Genomic DNA, 20824 nt, shown 5'->3' on the forward strand with positions numbered 1-20824 from the left:
TTACGGTTATCTCGTGCCCACCACGCCCGCTGTTCTCGCTGCCCTGGCCGACGCCGCAGTGCAGGGTCTCCTGCCCGAACGGGTGCGCGGGGCGCTGGAGAGGATCGGCAACCGACACCACGTCGGGTTCATCGAAGACTCTCGCGGCCGTCACTGGGTGGTGCGACTCCCGGTGGACGCAGTCTCGGCAGCTCGCCAGGACGCCTCGGTGGCGTTGCTGGAGATGCTGCCCCGACACCTGCCCTTCGATGTCCCCGAACCGGCCGGTTTTGCCGCGCTGCCGGACGGGCGACGAGCGATGGTCTATCCCTACCTGCCCGGCTGCCTGCTCGACTTCACTGCGCTGCCCGCCGGACCCGGACTCACCCGGGACATCGGACGGGCATTGGCTGCGCTGCACGACCTGGACCCGCGCGTTGTCGAAGAAGCCGGCCTACCGGTCTACGAGGCCGAAGAGTGCCGGCGCCGATTGCAGGGCGAGGTCGAGCGCGGCGCGCAGACCGGGCTGGTCCCTGCGGGGCTGCTCAACCGGTGGCAGCGGCTGCTGGAAAATCAGGCGTGGTGGGAGTTCACGCCCAGCGTCGTGCACGGTTACATCGCAAACCGGCATCTACTGGCCACCTGGGAGGACGCCCGCGACGCCGCCGAGGTGCGTCTGAGCGCATTGCTGGGATGGGAGGGCGCCACTGTCGGGGACCCGGCAGAAGACCTGGCCTCGTTCTCCCGGGCCCTGACCCCGGAGGCCTGCGAGACGCTGTTCTCGGCCTATCTGCGTGCGCGACGCGCCAGCGTCGACACATACCTGATCGAGCGGGCCCAGTTCCTTGGCGAGTTGCGAGTGCTCTCGCGCTTACTGCAGGCACGTGGCAGTCAGGATCGCGACGAACTGGCCCAGGCCAGCCAGCATCTGCAACGGCTGGACGACCTCGTCGGCGACGAAACACGCGGCGACCGCCCGACCTGCGCAGCGGACGGCGTCCCGGTGCAGTTCGACGCCGACCCGATCGACGGGCAGTGGTACTCCTCAGACGGCGACCCCGGCACTGACCGCAGCTGAGCTACGCCGGTGGCGCGCGCCCAGCGCGGCACGGGAGTGCAGGGCGGTAAGAACCGTGCGGGGTGGCGGCGCGCAAATGCGGAACCGGTGCGACACGCGAACGCCGCTGCGTGATGGTCAGCGGCAGCGTCGTCGCACGGCCACGACCCTGCAGGGACCCTCGCCGAGACCGGCGGGGCATGGCTTGCCCGCCGCCACGGTCCGCCGCCCCGTTAGGCGCCACCCGATGACGCTTTGCCTGTCAGACGCCGGCGGTCAGGCGGTGTCTGCCGACTCAGCGGCGGCCATTCCCGGCGATGGGCGCCTCGACCCAGACAGGGTCTCCTCTTCGGTGCGCTGGGTGAGCAGCGCCGCGAGTTCGGCTTCGCTGAGCAGCGGCGGCGCAACAGTGGCCCCGGTGGCTGCGTAGTAGAAACAGGCGTCGACCTGCTCCGGGGCCAGCTCGTGCAGTCGGCAGTAGGCGAGCCGGTACACGGCAAGCTGCACGGCCCGGGAACGCGCGCGCTCCCCCTGCGGGGGGCGCCCGGTCTTCCAGTCCACGATGGTCACTCCACCGTCGGGCCGCGGGAAGACGGCGTCCAGGCGTCCTCGTACCGGCACTCCGGCCACCACAGTTTCCAGACTGACCTCTACCGCGATCGGAACTCGCTCGGCCCATTCGCTGCGCAGGAAACGTTCCTTGGCATGTTCCAGGTCCAGGTCGCCCAGGTCCTCATCGCCGCTGCCCGGCAGGTCGAAGGGGTCCACGAATGTTGCTGCGCGATAGTGCTGCTCCACGAACTCGTGGAAGGCGGTACCAGCCCGGGCTCCGTCCGCGGGCGGCTCGGGCATCGGTCGGCGCAGCCGCAGAGCAAAAGCTGCGGCGTCTTCGTGCAGGCTCACCAGCGCGGAGGCCGAAAGGTGCCCCGGCAGGCGCACCGCAGGGGCCGGGTCCGGCTGGCGACGAGCCGCCCATTCGGCCAGCAGGACCTCGATCTCGCGGTCGACCTCGCCGCGCAAACCTGAGCCGAGCGCCGATTCGGGTTGCTGTTCCAGTGCCGCACGGACCCGCTGGGCGCCGCGTTCGATGCGGGCGTGGCGCTCATCGTCCGGGAAGGGCGTCGGCCAAGTGATCGAATTTCCTTGCGCGCTTTGGGGGTTGGTCTCTTCCGGCGACGGGTCGGGAGCCCACGGGCCCCGATCCAGGGTCACGCAGCCCCCATCCATCACCTCAGTGAGGAAGCGCGAAGGGATGAGCGGGTTCTTCCGGTCGGTCCACACGCTCGCCGTCAGCAACAGGTTGTGCCGCGCCCGGGTGAAGGCAACATAGGCCAGGCGGCGTTCCTCGGCCAGGCCGTGGGTGCCCCCGTCTTGCAGGAAGGTTCCGATCCGGGCGTCGAGGTCGCGCAGGTCGCTTGCGCCGCGCCACTGCAACTCCGGTAGCCCCTCGACATCTCCGCGCAGCTCATAGGGCAGGCTGCCCAGCCCGCCTGTCCACCCCCGGTCCTTGGGAACCGGCAGGTTGCCGCCCTTGGACTGGGCGGTGTGGGAAGGGAAGGCGCCCTCGACCAGGCCCGGCACGGCCACGACATCCCACTCCAACCCTTTGGCAGCGTGCACGGTCAGCACCTGAACCGCGCCTTCGGCAACGTGCGCGGCAGGGGTGTCCAGACCGCGTTCCTCTTCACGCGCGGCGTCCAACCAGTCCAGGAAACCGCCCAGCGAGGGCCGGTCGGCGGAGGCCGAGAACGAAGCAGCGACATCGGCGAAGGCGTCCAGATGCATGCGTGCCGTTTCTGGCAACGCCTCGGGGCGAGCCGCAACCTCCACATCGAGCCCCAGCGCGCGCTCCGCCGCCACGACCAGTTCCGGCAGCGCCACCCCGAGCAGAGAACGCAGCGCTGCTACCGCTCGCCCTAACCGAACCAGACGGTCCCGGGCCACCGGGGAGAGCTGTTGACCTTCGGCGCCCACCCATTCCGGCGGGGGAAGTTCATCGAGCGCTTCGACCAGGCTGGGCTCATCCAGTTCCGTTTCCGCGCATTCTTCTTGTTTAGAACGGGCGCGGTGCAGCTGGCGCGACCACGCGCCGAAAGCGTCGATGTCGGCAGCCCCAAGGCGCAACACGGAGCCGGTGAGCAGCCGCATCAGCGCCTCCGAACGCACCGGGTCGTGCACGACCGCGAGCAGGCTGACGAGGTCGTTGACCTCGGGGGTGGTCAGCAGTCCGCCCAGCCCCACCACCTCGACCGGCAGGCCCTGAGCGGCGAGCTCATCGACGATCATGGCGAACTGGGCGCGGCGCCGACACAGGACGGCGGCGCTGCGCGGACGACGAGGGGCGCCTTCGGGCGCACTCGGGTCCGATGCCGGATCGTTAGCCCACCAGTAGCCGGCGATCCACTGCGCGACGCGTTGGGCTTCGGCGCGGGAGGTCTCATGGCGCTCCACCCGCACCCGTCCCGGCCCGGCATTGGGCGCCGGTTGCAGCCGGCGAACGGGCACCGGCGAGGCTTGGGTCAACGGCGCGGCGGTGGCGTTGGCGAGCGCGAGTACCCCGATGTCGTTACGCCAGCTGCAGGACAGCGGCAGCACCGCCACGGCGGACCCCCGCCCGCCGAAGCGGGTCGGGAACTGGGCCAACGTGGTGGCGCTGGCGCCCCGCCAGCCGTAAATGGACTGGTGCGGATCCCCGACTGCCGTCACCGAAACCGGCGCCCCCGCGGCCGGGTCGGTGAACAAGGCGGCGAGCAGCCGCATCTGCGCCTCACTCGTGTCCTGGAACTCGTCCAACAACACCACCGCGAACCGGCTCCGTTCGGTGCGTGCCACCTGCGGCTCACCTAGAGCCAGGCGGGCGGCAACGGCCATCTGATCGCTGAAATCGAGCGCGTCCGAGCGCCGTTTCGCCTCGTCGTAGGCCCGAACAAGGGGCAGGATCTGCCGTTGCCGGCGCACCTGGGCCAGGAGCTTGCCGACTTCGCTCGGCAGGTTCTTTCCGGGGCGTGGCCCGGCCGGTAGTCCGTTGATGCAGGACTCCACCTCATCGAGGTAGGCCGCCAGCTCATCAACTGTGCGCAGATGCTCCGCCAGTTGTCCGGCGAGGTCCCGCACCCCGGCGGTGACTGTCGACTCGGCTTTGTCCACATGCGCCATCGGCCCGTCGTAGCGCAGCACGATCTCGTGGGCGTACTGCCAGGCAGCCGCTTCGGTGAGCAGCCGAGCGTCCGGCTCCACCCCTAACCGCAGGCCGTGCTCCTGAACCAGACGTCCCGCGTAGGCGTGATAGGTCGACACCGTCGGTTCGGCGAACTCATCCGCCCCATCTTCCGGGGGTGTCCACAGGCCCGCCTGACGCAGCCTGCGCAAGCGACCACCAATGCGTTCAGCGAGCTCGCCGGCAGCTTTGCGAGTGAAGGTCAGGCCGAGGATCTCATCGGGGCTGACCAGGTCATTGGCGACCAGCCAGACCACCCGGGCCGCCATCGTTTCGGTCTTGCCCGAACCGGCGCCCGCCACGACGAGCATCGATTCCAGCGGTGCCTGGATGACCGCCTGCTGTTCGGCAGTGGGGATGTGCAGTTCCAAAGCGGTAGCGACTTCGGCCGCGCTGTAGCGAGGGAGAGCGGCCGAGGGTGGGGTGCTCATCGCAGCCTCTCTCCTTCAGGGGTAGCCGGGCAGGAGGATCGCACGTCGCAGGTGTGGCACCAGGAATCGACCCGCGCGGTGAACGAGCTTCGCCCCATCCCTTCGGCCGTCGCCTCCAGGAGGTTCTGGGCCCACTGCGGGTCCTCATCCTGAGCCAGCGGCGGTTGGGGTTGCAGCACGCCACGCACCCCGCCGGCTTTGCCGAGTTGGAGCAGCGCAGCCCCGGCGCTGTGTTCGCCGTGCTCGGCGAAAGCGCCACGTTCGACCGCGACCTGGTAGGCGCCTAATTGCGGCAGGTGCGCCAGTTCGGCTTTGGCGGGTTTGCTCGACCCGGTCTTGAGGTCGATGACCCGCAACCGGCCGTCCGGGCCCCGTTCCAGGCGGTCGATACGACCGCGGATCGCTGCCGTACCCAGATCGACATCGAGGTCGATCTCGGTGCCGACGACTTCCCAACCGGCGGCGAGCGCCTCCACGTGGTGGCTCTGCAGCCTCCCCAACATGAGGGTGGCCTGCTCGTGGGCCCGGGTGGACAACCACCCCGAAGGTAACCCGAGGTCCGCCCATCGCTCGTCCAGGGCTGCCCGCATCGCGGCGTAGTCAGCGTTGTCGACCGTGGCCGCGATGTCGTGCACGAGAGTCCCGATGGCCGAAGCGGAGCCGGGCTTGTTCGCCTGACCGCCGGCGGAGGTGAGCATCCAACGCAGTTCGCACTGCGCGAACTGCTCGACCTTGGAGGGTGAGACCGCGATGCTTGTGCCAGGCGCGCGCCGCGGCCGGGAGTCGCTGACCTCCCGGAGTGGCCACCAGTTGGCGGGGTCAGCTCCCGGCACCCCTGCGCGGGCAAGCACCGCGAGGCGCTCGGCGGCCTGCTGCGCAGCTTGTTCATCGGTGCTGGTCACCAGCTCGCGCCGGAGCGCGGCGACCATCCCGGACAACGTCATTGGTCGTGGGGTCGGTGCCAGTGCCCGTTCATCGGCCCCGGCCGGGTCGACCAGGTCCAGGAAGCCCGATGGTTGTTCGTCCTCGTTGCGGACTGCGGTGACGATGAGGCGTTGACGGGCTCGGCTTATCGCGGTGAGGAACAACCGCGTTTCGTCATGCCGCACGGCCATGCGTGCGGCCCGGGGCGAACTGCCGCGCCCGGTGACGAGGTCGACCAGGGCTGCCGATCCCAGGATCGTGCCCCGCAACCGGGTGTCGGGCCAGACACCCTCTTGCACGCCAGCGACCACGACCAGGTCCCACTGTGCTCCGGCGGCCCCGGCGGGGGTCGTCAGGGTGACGCAATGCTCGCTCGGTGCGCGCGGAACCAGGGTGTCTCCGGCCACGTCCTGGCCCCGGATGTGTTCCAGGAAGCCGTCCGGCCCGCGCATCGGGAGCCGGTCGACGTAGGTGGCCGCGGCACCCATGAGCGCCACGACCGCGTCCAGGTCGCGGTCTGCCCGCGGCCCCAGCGCCCCACCTGACAGGGCCGTCTGAGCCCAGGCGTCGGCCAGGTCGGTGGCAGACCACACCCGCCACAGCACGCTGTGCGCATTGACGCCGGGACGCCAGCCGTTCTCATCCCGGGCGGCCGCCTCGCGGCCGGCCGCCAGCGCCGCCCGCACCCGACGTGCCGGGGCACCTTCTGGCCCCAGGTCCTCAAGAGCGCCCTCGCCCTGCAAGGCGTCCAGGAGCAGTTCCTCGCTACTGCGGGTATCCGTGGCGGGGGCGGCTCGGCGCAACGCGCGGCGTAACCGCCGCACCCCCAGGGAGTCGGTGCCACCGACCGGGGAGGTGAGGATGTCCAGAGCCACTTCTGGAGTCAGCGGCGAGGGCTGCTCCTGGGCCAAGGCTAGGGCGATCTCGAACAGGTGCAGCAGTGGCCGCACCGCAGGCTCTTCACGCAACGGCACGCGGGCGCCTTGGATCGCCACCGGCACCGATTGGCTGGCCAGCACCCGGCGCATCGTGGCCGTGCGAGCGGCTCCACGCACGATGACGGCCATCCGCGAGTAAGGCATACCGGCCAACAGGTGGGCCCGGCGCAGGGTGGCGGCGACGAGTTGCGCCTCAGCGGCAGGGCTGAGGGTGATCGCCACCTCGACCTGACCCTGCGGGTGTGGCTGCGGCGCGGTGGCCGGGAGCGGGTTGCGCTGGCTGCCGGCGCCGGCCGCGCCGATCTGGGCGGCCACCCGGCGGTAGACCTCGTGCATCGCTGCCGGTAGTCGCCACGACTTCGCCAGGATCAAAGGGGGGTTCTCGGCCCCGGGCCAGGGGCCGAGGAACAGCCGCGGGTCAGCCCCACGGAAAGTCTGCGTGGCCACGTCGGGGTCGCCGACGAGCACAAGGTCGCTGGGATGTCCGGCCAGCAGGCGCAGCAGGCGACTGGCCGGCGCCGTCAACTCATGGGCGTCCTCGACGACGATGAGATCGAGGCTGCCTTGCACGGCCGCCAACATCTCCGGATCTGCTTCGAGCATCCCGGCCGCGGCGGTCAGGATCCAGGCCGGGTCGTATCCCCCCGGTCGTGACAGCGCCGTCACCTCGTCGTATTCGGCCAGCACATCCGCCGCCGCAGCCCACACCGGAGCGTCCACCTGGGCCGCGAGCTCGGCCAGGCCCTCCCCGTCGAACCCGTACTCCACAGCCCGCATCAGCAGATCCCGCAATTCGGCACGGAAGCCGCGAGTCGTCGTGGCGGCGGCCAGTTGGGCCGGCCAGTTAGGTACCCGTCCCAGACCTGCCGCGTGACCGGCCAGCAACTCCCGCAAGATCACGTCTTGTTCCGGGCCGGAGAGCAACGAGGGGGCAGGCAGACCTTCGCGTGCTGCCCCGCGCCGCAGCAGCCCGAACCCCAGAGCTTGGTGGGTGCGCACCAGCGGCTCGGTGGTAGTCGCCCCGAGCGCAGCGGTGAGCGATTCACGCAGCGCAGCGGCCCCCAGCCGGCCGGGGGTCAGAACCAAACAACGATCCGGACGCGCCTGCCCGGTGCGAACGCGATGGAGCACCGTGTGCGCCACGACTGTCGTCTTCCCGGTGCCTGGGGCGCCGAGCACCCGCACCACGGGCGCCCGGTGCTCGACCGCAGCCCGTTGCGAGGGGTCCAGATCCTCGGCGGGGAGCAGTTCGCTCGCCTGTGCCCGGTACACCAACATGCCTCTAGTTCATCACCCAGCACCGACAACCGGTGTGGCCAGCCACACCGCAGAACCCGCGCGGTTCGTGCCGTCCTTGCGGCACGCAGCACCCCCGCGGTGTTCGGTCGTGCCGGTGGTTCCCCGCCACCGGTACCGGGCAGGCCGATCCCCCGTTGCGAGGCACTCCCGGTCACGCCTGCGGGAGGATGCCGTTTGCGATCACGTGGCTTGGGCGTGCTCTGAAACAGCCTGCTATCGGGGTAGGAGGCAGGACGCCACAAAAGCTGACTCACCGCAGCGTCCCAGGGCGCTACCCGCCTGCCGGGCGGGGCCCTCAGCTCCCGTCCGGCATGGCCAGTTCCCCGGTCCACGCGTTTATCCCGCCACGCAACGATTGCGCCTGGCTTACGCCCGCCTGGGTGAGCGCCTCGACTGCCCGCAGTGAACGCACGCCGGAAGCGCAATAGGCTACGACGGGGCGGTCCAGACCCGGTGGCAGTTCACCTTCCAGCAGCAATCCCAGCGGCCAACCCAGCGAGCCCGGGATGACGCCGGTGGCCCGCTCGTGCTCCTCGCGCACATCCAGCAGCAGAACCTCATCCGCAGCCAGCGCCCCGGCGAGCCGCTCGGAGTCGAGCTGCGCACCCTCGGCCTCACTTGGGCTAGTGGCGGCGGTCGGCTGGTCTTCTTGCAGGTCGCGAAGAACGATGGGGCCGGCCTGCGGCCCACACACGCTGCAGGTGGGGCGCGGGCGAACCCGGATGGTGTCCCAGGAGGCAGCCAGAATGTCGTGCAGCAGAATGCGCCCGATCAGCGGTTCGCCCATGCCGGTGATGATCTTGACGGCTTCGGCCGCGGCCATCGCGCCGATGACACCGGGGAGCATTCCCAAAACCCCGCCCTGCGCGCAAGAGGGCACGGCACCCGGCGGTGGCGGAGTGGGAAAGACGCACCGGTAGCAGGGGCCGTGGCCCGCCCACCAGACACTGAGCTGCCCCTCGAAGCGGGAGATCGACGCCCAGACCAGCGGAATCCCGGCCATTGCCGCCGCGTCGTTGACCAGGTAGCGGGTCGGGAAGTTGTCGCAACCGTCGATCACGAGGTCGTAACCGGCGACGATGTCGGCGGCGCTGCCGGCTCGCAACCGTTGCTCGTGCTCGATCACCTGGACGTGCGGGTTCATCTCGCGCAGGCGACGGGCGGCCGAGGTGGTCTTGGCCTGCCCCAGGGTGTCCTCGCCGTGGATGACCTGGCGATGCAGGTTGGAGACCTCGACGACGTCGTCATCGACGATCCCGATCGTTCCCACCCCGGCCGCCGCCAGATACAGCAACGCCGGCGACCCCAGCCCACCTGCGCCGATGATCAGGACCCGGGCACCGGCCAGGCGTCGCTGTCCCGGTTCGCCGAGTTCGGCCAGGCTCAACTGGCGGGAGTATCGGCGCAGTTCGTCGCTGGTCAAGGGGGCAGGACGCGGATCGACGCTCACCTGAGCTCCTCGTTCGACATGTGTTGGGACCGACAGCCTCGCTAGGATGCCATCTCGGGCGTCAGACGGCGTCCGACCCCACCCGCACCGGACGTAAGTTCGCTTCGCGGGCCGGAAGGAAGTGATGCAGGATGGCACCCTCCGCTGGCGAGAACCCAAGCGTTCCGCGCGGAACCCGACTCCCTCGACCTGCCCGCAGGGCCCAGCTGCTCGGGGCAGCGCTGGAAGTATTCGTCGAGTACGGATACCACGCCGCCGGCATGGACGAGATCGCCGACCGGGCCGGGGTTTCCAAACCCGTTCTCTATCAGCACTTCCCCGGCAAGCTTGAGCTGTACCTGGCCCTGCTCGACTCGGCCACTGAGCAACTCGTCGACGCCGTGCTGGCTGCGCTGGAATCCACCCAGGACAACGATGCGCGCGTGGTCGCCACTGTGGAGGCCTACTTCGAGTTCGTGGGACGCCACGGCGCCGCCTACCGGCTCGTCTTCGAGTCCGACCTTCGCCAGGAACCGCAGGTTGCCCGGCGGGTGCTGCGGGTCGAGGAACGAACCTCCGCGGCGATTGCCCGCATCGTGCGCGACGCCACTGACTTGGATGAGGAGGAGGCCTTGCTGCTGGCCACCGGGGTGGTGGGAATGGCCCAGACCAGCGCCCGGTTCTGGTTGGCGCAAGGATGTCCCATCCCGCGGGACGCGGCGGCGCGCCTGGTCGCCGACCTCGTCTGGCGCGGGGTGAGCAGCTTCCCGCTTGCCCAGTCCGCCGCACCCGAGGACCCCCGTCTGGGCGTCGCCGAAGAGACGGCCCCGTAACCTGAGAGTTCAGCAACGAAAGGAGACCTCGTGGAGGTCAAGATCGGTGTCCAGCATGTCAGCCGTGAAATCAGCCTCGAGACGGACGCCGCGGCCCAAGAGGTCGAGGAAGCTGTCGAGAAGGCCCTGAGCTCCGGTTCGGCCCTGCGGCTCATGGACAGCAAGGGCAACCTGTCCATCGTCCCGGCAGCCAGCATCGCCTACGTCGAGATCGGCGCGGCGAAAAAGGGCGGCGTCGGCTTCGGGATGCTCTAAGGGGGGCCGGCCGGCCCGCCGATTCGGCTTGCGGGCAACCGCTTTGCGCTGACAGGAAGGCTCCTATGCCCCTCGTGGGCGCCCATGTCAAGCAACGAAATGGTTACAAACGCACCATTTCGTACGCACGCCTCATAGAAATCCGGGCAGCTGGGTAACTCTGAGAGTGACAGGGGCAACACACAGCCCGATAACAACCTCGCGATAGCGAGACGAGAACAGGAGCACGCTTATGTTGATGACAATCATCAGCGCCGTCATCGGCGGTTTGATCATCGGCGCCCTCGCGCGCTTGGTGATGCCGGGCAACCAGAACATGTCCATCCTCATGACGATCATCATCGGCATCATCGGATCGGCGCTCGGCTCCTGGTTGGTTTCGACATTGTTCAACTACGACAACGCCAACGGCGGCATCAACTGGATCGGCGTCGCCGCCGGTGTCGCCGTGGCCGCAGTGCTCATCGCGATCTACATGAGCGTTACCGGTCGCCGTGGTGCGGGCACCCGCGTCTGACGCGTGTGGCCTTCCTGAAGGCCGTCATCCCACTGGGGTGGCGGCCTTCAACGCGTCATGGGGGCTAGACTGAGCCGGACAGACGGTGCCCGGTCGGCACATAGCCCCGCCTTCTTCTTCTCATGGCGCCCGTGGAGCACTGCTTCGCACGGGACGCCCCTGGATGACCTCCGATCGGCCCGAACACCACGACGCCCGGCATCGAATGCACCTCGCCGCGGCGGGCCCGATCGAAGGACCACTATGAATGCACCTACCCCTGCTGAGAGCACTTTCAGCGACTTCGGTATCCACCCCCAGATCGTGGAGGCCCTCGCAGATCGTGGCATCGTCAGCCCGTTCCCGATCCAGGCAATGACGCTGCCGATCGCGTTGAGCGGCCACGACATCATCGGACAGGCCAAGACCGGCACCGGCAAGACGCTCGGTTTCGGCGTACCGATCCTGCAGAAGGTCGTCGCGCCCGGCGACGCCGAGTTCGAGTCGCTGCCCTTCCCGGGGCGCCCGCAGGCTCTGGTCGTCGCCCCGACTCGCGAGTTGGCCAATCAGGTATCCACCGACCTGCGCAACGCCGGCGTCAAGCGAGGCATCCGGGTTGAGACGATCTACGGTGGTCGCGCTTTCGAGCCGCAGATCGATGCTCTCAAGCGCGGCGTGGAGGTGGTGGTGGGCACCCCCGGGCGTCTCATCGACCTCATGCAGCAGGGACACCTGCGACTGAGCTCGATCCGCACCCTGGTGCTGGACGAAGCCGACGAGATGCTGGACCTGGGCTTCTTGCCGGACGTGGAGAAGCTGCTGGCACAAACCCCGGCCTCGCGCCAGACAATGCTCTTCTCGGCGACCATGCCGGGTGCCATCGTCACCCTCGCCCGCCGGTACATGTCCCAGCCCACCCACATCCGCGCCCAGGTTGAAGGCGACGAAGGCCAGACCGTGGCCGCCATCGCCCAGTTCGTCTACCGGGCGCACGCGATGGACAAGGTCGAACTGCTGGCTCGGGTGCTGCAGGCCAAGGACCGCGGGTTGACGATCATCTTCAGCCGTACCAAGCGCACTGCAGCCAAGGTCACCGATGAGCTGATCGACCGCGGCTTCGCAGCAGCGAGCATCCACGGCGACCTCGGGCAGGGCGCCCGCGAGCAGGCACTGCGCGCCTTCCGCTCCGGCAAGGTCGACATCCTGGTGGCCACCGACGTCGCGGCCCGTGGAATCGACGTCGAGAACGTCACCCACGTCGTGAACTACCAGTGCCCCGAGGACGAGAAGACCTACCTGCACCGCACCGGCCGAACCGGACGCGCCGGGCTGACCGGCGTGGCGATCACCCTGGTGGACTGGGATGACATGCCGCGCTGGGGACTGATCAACAAGTCCCTGGAGTTGGGCATCCCAGAGCCGCCCGAGACGTACTCCTCCTCCGAGCACCTGTTCGCCGACCTGGGCATCGACCCCAAGGCCACCGGACGCCTCCCTCGCGCTTCACGCACTCGTGCCGGTCTTGACGCCGAAGAGCTCGAGGACCTCGGCGAGACCGGTAAGTCCGCTAAGTCCGGCGGCCGCGGCCGCGAGCAGCGCGGTGGCCATGACAGTCGTGGCGGGCGCGACAGCCGTGGCGGGGGTGAGCACCGCAGCCGGGATAGTCGGGGCGGACGCTCTTCGGAGCGCAGCGAGCCCTCCAGCGCCCCCGGCGCCGCAGCCGACTCCGAGGTCAAGACCTCGGGGGCTCCCCGCCAGCGTCGGCGTACTCGCGGCGGCAAGCCTTCGGCCTGAGCCGGCACGACGGCGCCTCCCCCACCTCGTTAGGCCCGCCCACCTGCACCGATGTCCATATAACGGACGTTCTGGACGCTTGTCCAAACCAGGTCGTAGGGTCGAAACAACTCCGGGGGGAGGCTCGAGGTGATCTCGATGCGCAGGTACAGGGGAAATGCCATGCACCTTTATGCTGGCGTGCCGCGCACCGTTCGCCAGTCGACTCCCAGAGCCGAATCAGGCCCTGCCTCGCTCCCCTCTGCGAGGCAGAGCGCCTGACGTTCGGCGCCGCGTAGCTCCCTCCCCCCTCTTTGCGCAGCGGCGCACACACGCCCCAGGCCCATACCTGGGGCGTGTGGCATTTCAGCAGCGGTGCCATCTGGCGGACGGGGCCCGACACACCGTCGCTGCCATTGGCCGGTCGATGCGCGGCCGCGGCGCCGCAGAAGATGATCGCGCCCTCATTCGGCGCGATAGCCTCAGCCTGATGTCCACCACTGACGATTCCGCCTCGAGGATCCAGCACGCCAGGGTGGACACCCCTTGCGGGGCGTACCTGCTGCTCGCCCAGGGCAGTGACCTGGTGGGGATCTACCGGCAGGGACAACGCCACTGCCCACGACCCGAGGTGCTCGGCTCGCCGGTGGCGCCGCGGGATCACGAGGTCCTGGGTCGGTGCCTGAGCCAGTTGCGGGAGTACTTCCACGGCACTCGTCGGAGCTTCGACCTGCCGGTACGACCCAGCGGCTCGGCGTTTCAGCGTGAGGTACTCGCGGCCATCAGCGCTATCCCTTACGGCAGCACCCGCAGCTACGGTCAGCTGGCGGCAGAGCTGGGGCGCCCACGGGCTGCTCAGGCCGTGGGCAGCGCGGTGGGGCGCAACCCCATCTCCATCGTCATTCCCTGTCATCGGGTGCTCGGCGCGAGCGGCGCGCTGACCGGTTACGCCGGCGGCCTGGACGTCAAACGAAAGCTGCTACGTCTGGAAGGGGTTCTGCCCGCTACCGACCAAGTGCCCCTATCGCAGTGACGGCGGTGGGTTCGCTGAGCAGGGCCTCCACGACTGTCGGCGCGGTCGTGCACTGCCCGAGCCGGTTGGTCTTCCCCCGCCCGTGGTAGTCGCTCGAACCCGTGACATGCAGTCCCAGATCTGCAGCGAGCGCGATCGTGTGCGCGCGTTGGGAATCGTCGTGCTCAGGATGGTCAGCCTCCAGGGCGAACAGCCCCGCCTGCGCCATCTCCGCGATGAGCTGGTCCGGCGCCACCGGCCCGCGGGCGGCGGCGAAGGGGTGCGCCATCACCGGCACACCCCGCGCGGCACGTACCAGTTTCACGACCGCTACCGGGTCCGGGGCGTAGTGGGCGGCGTAGTACGGCGAACCGGTGTACAGGTACTTGGCGAACGCCTCGTCTCGCTGCTTGACGATTCCCAGCGCTACCAGGGCGTCGGCGATGTGTGGGCGCCCCACGGTGGCCCCCGGTTCGACCTGGGCGCTCACGTCCTTCCAGGTGATGGGCAGGTCTGCAGCCAGCAGTTCGGTGATGCGCCGGGCGCGGCTGTCGCGGCTGTCTCGGGCAGCGCTGAGTTCGGCCAGCAGCGGTTCATCGCTGCGCTCATGCAGGTATGCCAACAGGTGCAGGCTGATTTCCTGCCATTTGCAGGAGATCTCGATGCCACGCAACAGGCTGATCCCGACCCGCTGCGCAGCAGCGCTCGCCTCGTCCCATCCAGAGGTGGTGTCGTGGTCGGTGATCGCGATCAGGTCCAACCCCTGCGCGGCAGCCTTCTCGATGAGTTGGGTCGGGGTGTCCGTCCCGTCGGAGGCCAGCGTGTGGGCATGCAGGTCGGCGATCACCGGACCAGGATAGCGATGCGGCGGCTGCCGCCCGTGAGCAACGAAGGTTGCGACCTACCGGCGCGGCCCACGCCGCTCCCCGAGCCTGCGCGGCAGAGCCCGGGGTACGCGGCGTTGCGGGTTCAGCGCGGCATGAGCACTGTGTAGTCGAAGTCGAGAACCACATTCGGCAGGTATTTGCCGTCCTCGCCCCGGTACGGGAAGTCGCTGCACGGCAGGTCCTTGGTGGCCACCGTGCGCAATCGCAGCGCGCCGACGTCGCTGCGGCCGGGGAGCTCCATCTTCTCCAGCACCTGCGACCAGGCGTGGATCGTGTCACCGGCGAAGGTGGGGTTGCAGTGCGCTCCGGCGTTGATGGCCGCGATGGCGTGAGCGTTGGCCAGCCCGTTGAACGACAGCGAGCGCGCCAGGCTGATGATGTGGCCGCCGTAGATGAGGCGGCGCCCGATCTTGCTGTCTTTCTGCATGAACTGGTTGAAGTGCACCTTGGCGGTGTTCTGGTAGAGCCGGGTGGCGAGCATGTGATCGGACTCTTCGATCGTCATGCCGTCGACGTGATCGATCTGTTCGCCGACTTCGTAGTCACCCCACAGGTGGGCGCTTCCGGCCAGGGTCTGCATGCGCTCGTCGTACCCGTTGGGCAGGTCGAAAGGTACGACGAGCTCGTCGGCGGGGACCGCTCCGGGCAGGTCGGGGATGCTGGCCTCGCCGACTTCGGAGACCGGTTCGCGCCGGTTGACCATCACCCAGCGGATGTAGTCCAGCACGACGTCGTCGTCCTGGTTGCGGCCGATGGAGCGGACGTAGACGTTGCCGTTCTTGCCCGAGCTGTTCGGTTTAAGGCCGATGACCTCTGAGGTGGTCGTCACGGTGTCGCCGGGGTAGACCGGCGCCCCGAAGCGTCCCCCGGCGTAGCCGAGGTTGGCGACGGCGTTAAGGGAGATGTCGGGGACGGTTTTGCCGAAGACGAGGTGAAACGCCAGCAGGGAGTCTGCCGGCATCCGGGGGTAGCCGAGGTCGCGGGCGAAGGTCTGCGCGCTGCAGGCGGCGAAACGGGAGCCGTACAGCGCCGTGTAGAGGGCGATGTCGCCGTCGGTGACCGTGCGCGGGGTGGCATGCACGATCTGCTGCCCGAGGGTGAAGTCCTCGAAGTAGTTGCCGGGCTCGGTCTTCGTCGCCATCGGGCGGCCTGCCTCTCTCGTGACGGGTCGGCGGCCGGGGCCGCCTCTGCTGGGAATCTTGCCATCGACACCGTTCGTTGTGGCTGCCCAGCCGGGCCGAGCCTGCCAGGATCGAGGTGGGCTGCCTCACGTCGTTGTGCCGCTGATGACCGCGTCTGGGACAGTGAGAAGTACAACGCCAGCCGAGGAGACCCCATGCGATCTACCGTTCTGTCCCCCTCGTCACGTCAAGCTGCCCTCGCGCAGTTGGCCTCCGGACCCGAACTCGACATCCTGGTTGTCGGTGGCGGCATCACCGGTGCCGGGGTGGCCTTGGATGCGGTCGCTCGCGGTTTGAGCACCGGACTGTTGGAGGCCCGTGACTACGCCAGCGGCACTTCCAGCCGGTCGAGCAAGCTCATCCACGGCGGGTTGCGTTATTTGGAGATGCTCGATTTCGGGCTGGTGCACGAGGCTCTGCAGGAGCGGGGCCGTCTGCTGGATGTCATCGCACCGCACCTCGTGCGGCCGGTGCCCTTCCTGTTCCCCTTCACCCACCGCGGCTGGGAACGGCTCTACATCGGTGCCGGGGTCGGGCTGTACGACGCGATGGCTCACCTGGGCGGTAACGGCGCGGGCCTGCCGCTGCAGAAGCACCTGACCCGCCGCGCGGCGCTGCGACTGTTCCCCGGGTTGAAGCCGCACGCGTTCACCGGCGCGTTGCAGTACTACGACGCTCAGGTCGATGATGCTCGGCTGGTTGTGGAGATCATCCGCACGGCTGCCTCGTTCGGCGCGTTGGTCGCCAACCGCGTCGAAGTGGTCGACTTCCTTCGCCAAGGCGCCCGAGTCACCGGGGTGCGGGCCCGTGACCGGGAGAGCGGGGCGGAGTTCGAGATCCGGGCCCGCCAGGTCATCAACGCCACCGGGGTGTGGACCGATGACACCCAGCGCATGTTGGCCGAACGCGGGACGTTCAAGGTTCGGGCGAGCAAGGGCGTGCACATCGTGGTCCCCCGCGATCGGATCAACTCCTCGACCGGCCTGATCCTGCGGACCGAGAAGTCGGTCCTGTTCGTCATCCCGTGGGGTCGGCACTGGATTGTGGGCACCACCGACACCCCGTGGGAGCACGACAAGTCGCACCCGGCCGCCACCAGGGCCGATATCGACTACATCTTGGACCACGTCAACACGGTGCTGTCGACCCCGCTCGGGCACGACGACGTCGAGGGTGTGTACGCCGGGCTGCGGCCGCTGCTGTCCGGGGAGTCCGACAGCACCTCGAAGCTGTCCCGCGAGCACATCGTCACCCACACCGCACCCGGCCTGGTCGTGGTCGCGGGCGGTAAGTACACGACCTATCGGGTAATGGCCAAGGACGCCGTCGATGAGGCGGTGAACGCTCTGGCCCGCAAGGTCCCCGAGTCCACGACAGCGAACCTGCCGTTGATCGGGGCTCAGGGGTACCGGGCGTTGCGTAACCAACGCGACAGCATGGCCGCCGATTCTGGGCTGCACCCGGCCCGGGTAGAGCACCTGCTGGCACGTTATGGCTCGCTGACCCCAGAGCTGTTGGACATGGTGCGCGAGGACCCGAGCCTGGCGACGCCGCTGCCGGGTGCCCAGGACTATCTGGGCGTCGAGGCGGCCTATGCGGCAGCGCACGAGGGCGCGCTGCACCTTGATGACATCCTGGCCCGGCGTACCCGTATCTCCATCGAGGCCTGGGATCGTGGCGTGGAAGCATCTGCCCGCGCCGCTGAGATCGTCGCGCCCATCCTCGGCTGGTCGGATGAGTACCGCGAGCACGAGGTCGAGCTGTACCTGGAGCGGGTGCAGGCCGAGCGGGAGTCCCAGACGCAGCCCGATGACGAGTCGGCCGACCGGGCCCGGTTGCGCGCCCGCGAGGTGACCGGGGGCTGGACGCACCGCTGAGGCGCGAACCCGCACGCCCTTCCCAGCAAATCCGTCACGGAGTATGGGCCCACCGCGCCACGCAGCGGTGGGCCCTCCGGTTAGGCTGGGACGTATGGCTGATCACTATGACGTCGTCGTGCTCGGCGCTGGTCCTGGCGGCTACGTCGCCGCCATCCGCGCTGCCCAACTCGGTAAATCCGTAGCGGTTATCGAGAAGAAGTACTGGGGTGGTGTCTGCCTGAACGTGGGCTGCATCCCCTCCAAGGCGCTGCTGAAGAACGCGGAGCTGGCGCACACGCTTACCCACGAGAAGAAGAAGTACGGCATCGAGGGTGACGCGACGATGTCGTACGGCCCCACACACAAGCGCAGCCGCCAGGTGAGCGCGGGCATCGTCAAGGGTGTCCACTTCTTGATGAAGAAGAACAAGATCACCGAGATCGACGGCTGGGGCACCCTGCAGAAGGGCAACACCGTCTCGGTGGAGGGCGACAACGGCACGACTGAGGTCACCTACGACGACCTCATCATCGCCACAGGCGCGACCGTGAAGACGATGGGCATCGAGCTCAGCGAGAACGTCGTCACCTACGAGGAGCAGATTCTCGATGAGAACCTGCCCAAGAGCATCATCATCGGCGGCTCCGGCGCGATCGGCGTGGAGTTCGCCTACGTGATGGCCAACTTCGGTGTCGAGGTGACAATCGTCGAGTTCCTGGACCGGATGGTCCCGGCTGAGGATGCCGACATCTCCAAGGAGCTGTTCAAGCACTACAAGAAGCTCGGCGTGAAAGTCATGACGGGCACCAAGGTCGAATCCGTGCAGGACACCGGTTCCGGCGTCAAGGTCACGGTCTCCCCCGCTGCGGGTGGTGACTCCCAGGTGCTGGAGGCCGAAAAGATGCTGTGCGCCTTCGGGTTCGCACCTCGCACGCAGGGGTACGGACTGGAGGACCTCGGTGTGGAGCTCACCGAGCGCGGCGCGATCAAGATCGACGAGTACATGCGCACGAACATCGAGCACGTGTACGCCATCGGCGACGTGACCTCCAAGCTCATGCTGGCTCACGTGGCCGAGGCGATGGGCATCGTTGCGGCAGAAACGATCGCCGGCGCTGAGACGATGCCGGTGGATTACGCTTTCATCCCGCGCGCCACCTACTGCCACCCGCAGATCGCGTCGATGGGCATGAGCGAGCAGCAGGCGAAGGACGCCGGTCACGAGATCAAGGTCGCCTCGTTCCCCTTCACCGCCAACGGTAAGGCGCAGGGCTTGGGTGAGGGCGTGGGCTTCGTGAAGGTAGTCGCCGACGCCAAGTACAACGAGATCCTCGGCTGCCACATGATCGGCCCGGACGTGACGGAACTGCTGCCGGCGGTCAACGTCGCCAAGCAGTGGGACCTCACGGCCGACGAGGTCAGCCGCACCGTGTTCGCGCACCCGACGCTGGGTGAAGCGGTCAAGGAGGCCATGCACGGCATCGCCGGGCACATGATCAACTTCTAGTTCAGCGGCGCTGACTGCAGCGGGGGGCAAGGTGACGTGAGTCGCCTTGCCCCCCGCTCTTTGTTGCCGGCGGTAGCGCCACTGTGATGCTGGGCGTGCCAGCCAAGACCACGAGATCGGTCAGGGTGGGGCTCAACCGCGAGCGCGGCGCTTCGGCCGCCGGCGACGACGTGCCGGTTCCTCTTCGATCGGGGCTGTTGAGCGCAGCGCCTTGTCCTTGACGCGGTCGCGGGCTCGGTCCCCGCCGCGCACCTGCCAACCGAGGTAGCCGCCCAGGCTGACCCCGCCGGCGATGGCCAGTCCGGTGGCGATCGCACCCATCAACAGGTTCGGACCGTTCGTTTCGGCCGTGACCCGTACCGGGGTTTCCACCATGTAGTACAAGGCGCGGAAAACCATTCCGCCGGGGAGGAAACCGACGATCCCGGCCGTCGCCAACGCCAGCGACGGAACCGCGAACCGGCCGGCGCTGAGCTGAGAGAGAAAACCCACGACCACGCAGGCGACCGCGGTCGAGGAGACCCGATCAAGATCGAGGCTCAGGAAGAACGCGTAGGCCGACCAGCCGATGACGGCCATCGCTACCGACACCAGGATGGTCCGCGGTCCGGCGTAGGTGCCGATCGCGAAGGAGGCAGCGATCATCGCCACCGCAAGGATCTGCACTACCAGGTACGGGGCCACCGCCGAAGGCGGGATGACATAGGCGGGGGTTCCCAGCCGCGAGGCGATCGTGATGACGCCGATGACCCCGACCAGCAGGCCAAGGGTGAGGACGACGACTTCGAAGGTTCGTGCTGAGGCGGTGACGTAGAACCCGTCGATGGCGTCCTGGGCGGCGCCCACCACCGAAAGCCCGGCCAACTGAACAACGATGCCGGTCGATACCAGCAGCGAGGGGTTGACGTTGAGAAGGAAGTCCGGCAGCCAGTCACGCGAAGCCACCAGGAACATTGCGATGGCGGCCGGGATTGCGCCACCGACCATCTGGCCGAAGAATTCCGTCAGTCGCTGCCGGGCGGTCCACATCAGGCAACGGTCGACGATCCCGACGATGATGGCGGCGAGCAGGATGGCGGTGAGGTTTCCCCCCAGCAGCGCAGCGACCCCGGCTCCCAAAAGCGCGAAAGAGAGCGTCACGACGCCACGGCGGTAGGCCGGCGGTCGCTCCATGATCCGCTCGAAGCGCCCGCGGGCTTCCTCCAGGGGCAGGCCGTTATCGGTGATGTCGGTGATGAGGGCATAGGTGCGCGCGAGGCGCTCGTAGTCGGCAGTGCGGACCCGCACTGTTCGCACCATCGTCACCGGGTCGGCCAGCGGGCCGCGGTGGTGGGTGACGGTGATGGCGGTGAAGGTGACATCGACGTGCACCGAGCGCAGCCCGTACGCCTTGGTCACGGACAGCACGTTGGCGGTCACGTCGGCCGCCGAAGCCCCGGTGGCAAGCGTCGATTCCGCGATCCGCATCGCAAGGTCGATGACTGATCGAGAGCGGGCGTGTTCGATCCCGTCATTGATCTCTTTGAGATCCAGGCCCCAGGTAGGCGCGTCTACAGCGCGCACCGCGTCCTTGGCGCGACGCAGGAACGCACCACCCATGCTCGTCTTCTGGGTGGGCGAAGGGCGCCCCGTCCCGACTGGGTCAGCGCTGAAGGTTCCCGGTTCGAGTGTCGGGAACGAGCCCGTCATCGTCCCGCCAGGGCTCTCAGAGTAGGTGGGGTTAACTTGTGGTTTAACGAAATTGGCG

At 68.4% G+C, this 20824-nt stretch carries 15 protein-coding genes; 8 read left to right on the forward strand and 7 right to left on the reverse strand.

Going from position 1 to position 20824, the window contains the following annotated elements; all coding sequences use genetic code 11:
* The first annotated feature begins 13 nt into the window (after positions 1 to 13).
* A complete protein-coding gene (locus G9V96_RS04630) occupies positions 14 to 1057 on the forward strand; it encodes a phosphotransferase (RefSeq protein ID WP_168581990.1) in 1044 nt (347 codons plus the stop codon).
* Between the two features lie 255 nt (positions 1058 to 1312).
* On the opposite strand, the gene G9V96_RS04635 is transcribed toward G9V96_RS04630, so the two are convergent.
* From G9V96_RS04635 to moeB, 3 genes are all read right to left on the reverse strand, one after another.
* Positions 1313 to 4684 carry an ATP-dependent helicase gene (locus tag G9V96_RS04635; RefSeq protein WP_168581991.1) on the reverse strand — a complete coding sequence of 1124 codons (3372 nt, stop codon included), beginning with the start codon at positions 4682 to 4684 and terminating at the stop codon, positions 1313 to 1315.
* Positions 4681 to 7824, reverse strand: a complete 3144-nt coding sequence (locus G9V96_RS04640; RefSeq protein WP_168581992.1) for an ATP-dependent helicase — start codon at positions 7822 to 7824, stop codon at positions 4681 to 4683. The genes G9V96_RS04635 and G9V96_RS04640 overlap by 4 nt, the downstream gene beginning before the upstream one ends.
* 316 nt (positions 7825 to 8140) lie before the next feature.
* On the reverse strand, positions 8141 to 9295 hold the full coding sequence (gene moeB / locus G9V96_RS04645; RefSeq protein ID WP_168581993.1) for a molybdopterin-synthase adenylyltransferase MoeB: 1155 nt from the start codon (positions 9293 to 9295) through the stop codon (positions 8141 to 8143).
* A gap of 131 nt (positions 9296 to 9426) precedes the next feature.
* Here moeB and G9V96_RS04650 point away from each other — a divergent pair, with 131 nt between their 5' ends.
* The 4 genes from G9V96_RS04650 to G9V96_RS04665 all read left to right on the forward strand — a co-directional run bounded on the left by G9V96_RS04650 (position 9427) and on the right by G9V96_RS04665 (position 12652).
* Entirely contained in the window at positions 9427 to 10107 is a 681-nt protein-coding gene (locus G9V96_RS04650; RefSeq protein ID WP_168581994.1) for a TetR/AcrR family transcriptional regulator, read from the forward strand.
* A 30-nt stretch (positions 10108 to 10137) separates the two neighbouring features.
* Positions 10138 to 10362: a DUF3107 domain-containing protein gene (locus tag G9V96_RS04655; protein ID WP_168581995.1), complete on the forward strand. Its 225-nt coding sequence runs from the start codon at positions 10138 to 10140 to the stop codon at positions 10360 to 10362.
* A 238-nt stretch (positions 10363 to 10600) separates the two neighbouring features.
* Entirely contained in the window at positions 10601 to 10879 is a 279-nt protein-coding gene (locus tag G9V96_RS04660; protein WP_226913470.1) for a GlsB/YeaQ/YmgE family stress response membrane protein, read from the forward strand.
* 243 nt (positions 10880 to 11122) lie between these two features.
* Positions 11123 to 12652 carry a DEAD/DEAH box helicase gene (locus G9V96_RS04665; protein ID WP_168581997.1) on the forward strand — a complete coding sequence of 510 codons (1530 nt, stop codon included), beginning with the start codon at positions 11123 to 11125 and terminating at the stop codon, positions 12650 to 12652.
* A 29-nt stretch (positions 12653 to 12681) separates the two neighbouring features.
* Here the strand turns inward: G9V96_RS04665 and G9V96_RS15245 are convergent, their stop codons facing one another.
* Positions 12682 to 12816, reverse strand: a complete 135-nt coding sequence (locus G9V96_RS15245) for a hypothetical protein (protein ID WP_264318476.1) — start codon at positions 12814 to 12816, stop codon at positions 12682 to 12684.
* 305 nt (positions 12817 to 13121) lie between these two features.
* On the opposite strand from G9V96_RS15245, the gene G9V96_RS04670 reads away from it, so the two are divergent.
* Positions 13122 to 13664 carry a methylated-DNA--[protein]-cysteine S-methyltransferase gene (locus G9V96_RS04670; protein WP_168581998.1) on the forward strand — a complete coding sequence of 181 codons (543 nt, stop codon included), beginning with the start codon at positions 13122 to 13124 and terminating at the stop codon, positions 13662 to 13664.
* Here the strand turns inward: G9V96_RS04670 and G9V96_RS04675 are convergent.
* Together G9V96_RS04675 and G9V96_RS04680 are read right to left on the reverse strand one after the other, a co-directional pair.
* Entirely contained in the window at positions 13636 to 14490 is an 855-nt protein-coding gene (locus tag G9V96_RS04675) for a PHP domain-containing protein (protein WP_168581999.1), read from the reverse strand. The genes G9V96_RS04670 and G9V96_RS04675 overlap by 29 nt on opposite strands.
* A gap of 122 nt (positions 14491 to 14612) precedes the next feature.
* Complete coding sequence (locus G9V96_RS04680; protein ID WP_168582000.1) at positions 14613 to 15671, reverse strand: MaoC family dehydratase; 1059 nt, start codon at positions 15669 to 15671, stop codon at positions 14613 to 14615.
* Between the two features lie 195 nt (positions 15672 to 15866).
* On the opposite strand from G9V96_RS04680, the gene G9V96_RS04685 reads away from it, so the two are divergent.
* Together G9V96_RS04685 and lpdA are read left to right on the forward strand one after the other, a co-directional pair.
* Complete coding sequence (locus G9V96_RS04685; protein ID WP_168582001.1) at positions 15867 to 17588, forward strand: glycerol-3-phosphate dehydrogenase/oxidase; 1722 nt, start codon at positions 15867 to 15869, stop codon at positions 17586 to 17588.
* Between the two features lie 94 nt (positions 17589 to 17682).
* Complete coding sequence (gene lpdA / locus G9V96_RS04690; protein WP_168582002.1) at positions 17683 to 19077, forward strand: dihydrolipoyl dehydrogenase; 1395 nt, start codon at positions 17683 to 17685, stop codon at positions 19075 to 19077.
* 132 nt (positions 19078 to 19209) lie between these two features.
* On the opposite strand, the gene G9V96_RS04695 is transcribed toward lpdA, so the two are convergent.
* Entirely contained in the window at positions 19210 to 20676 is a 1467-nt protein-coding gene (locus tag G9V96_RS04695; protein ID WP_168582003.1) for a threonine/serine exporter family protein, read from the reverse strand.
* Positions 20677 to 20824 lie beyond the last annotated feature (148 nt).

This window comes from Gephyromycinifex aptenodytis (assembly GCF_012277275.1).
GTDB classification, from domain to species: Bacteria; Actinomycetota; Actinomycetes; order Actinomycetales; family Dermatophilaceae; genus Gephyromycinifex; species Gephyromycinifex aptenodytis.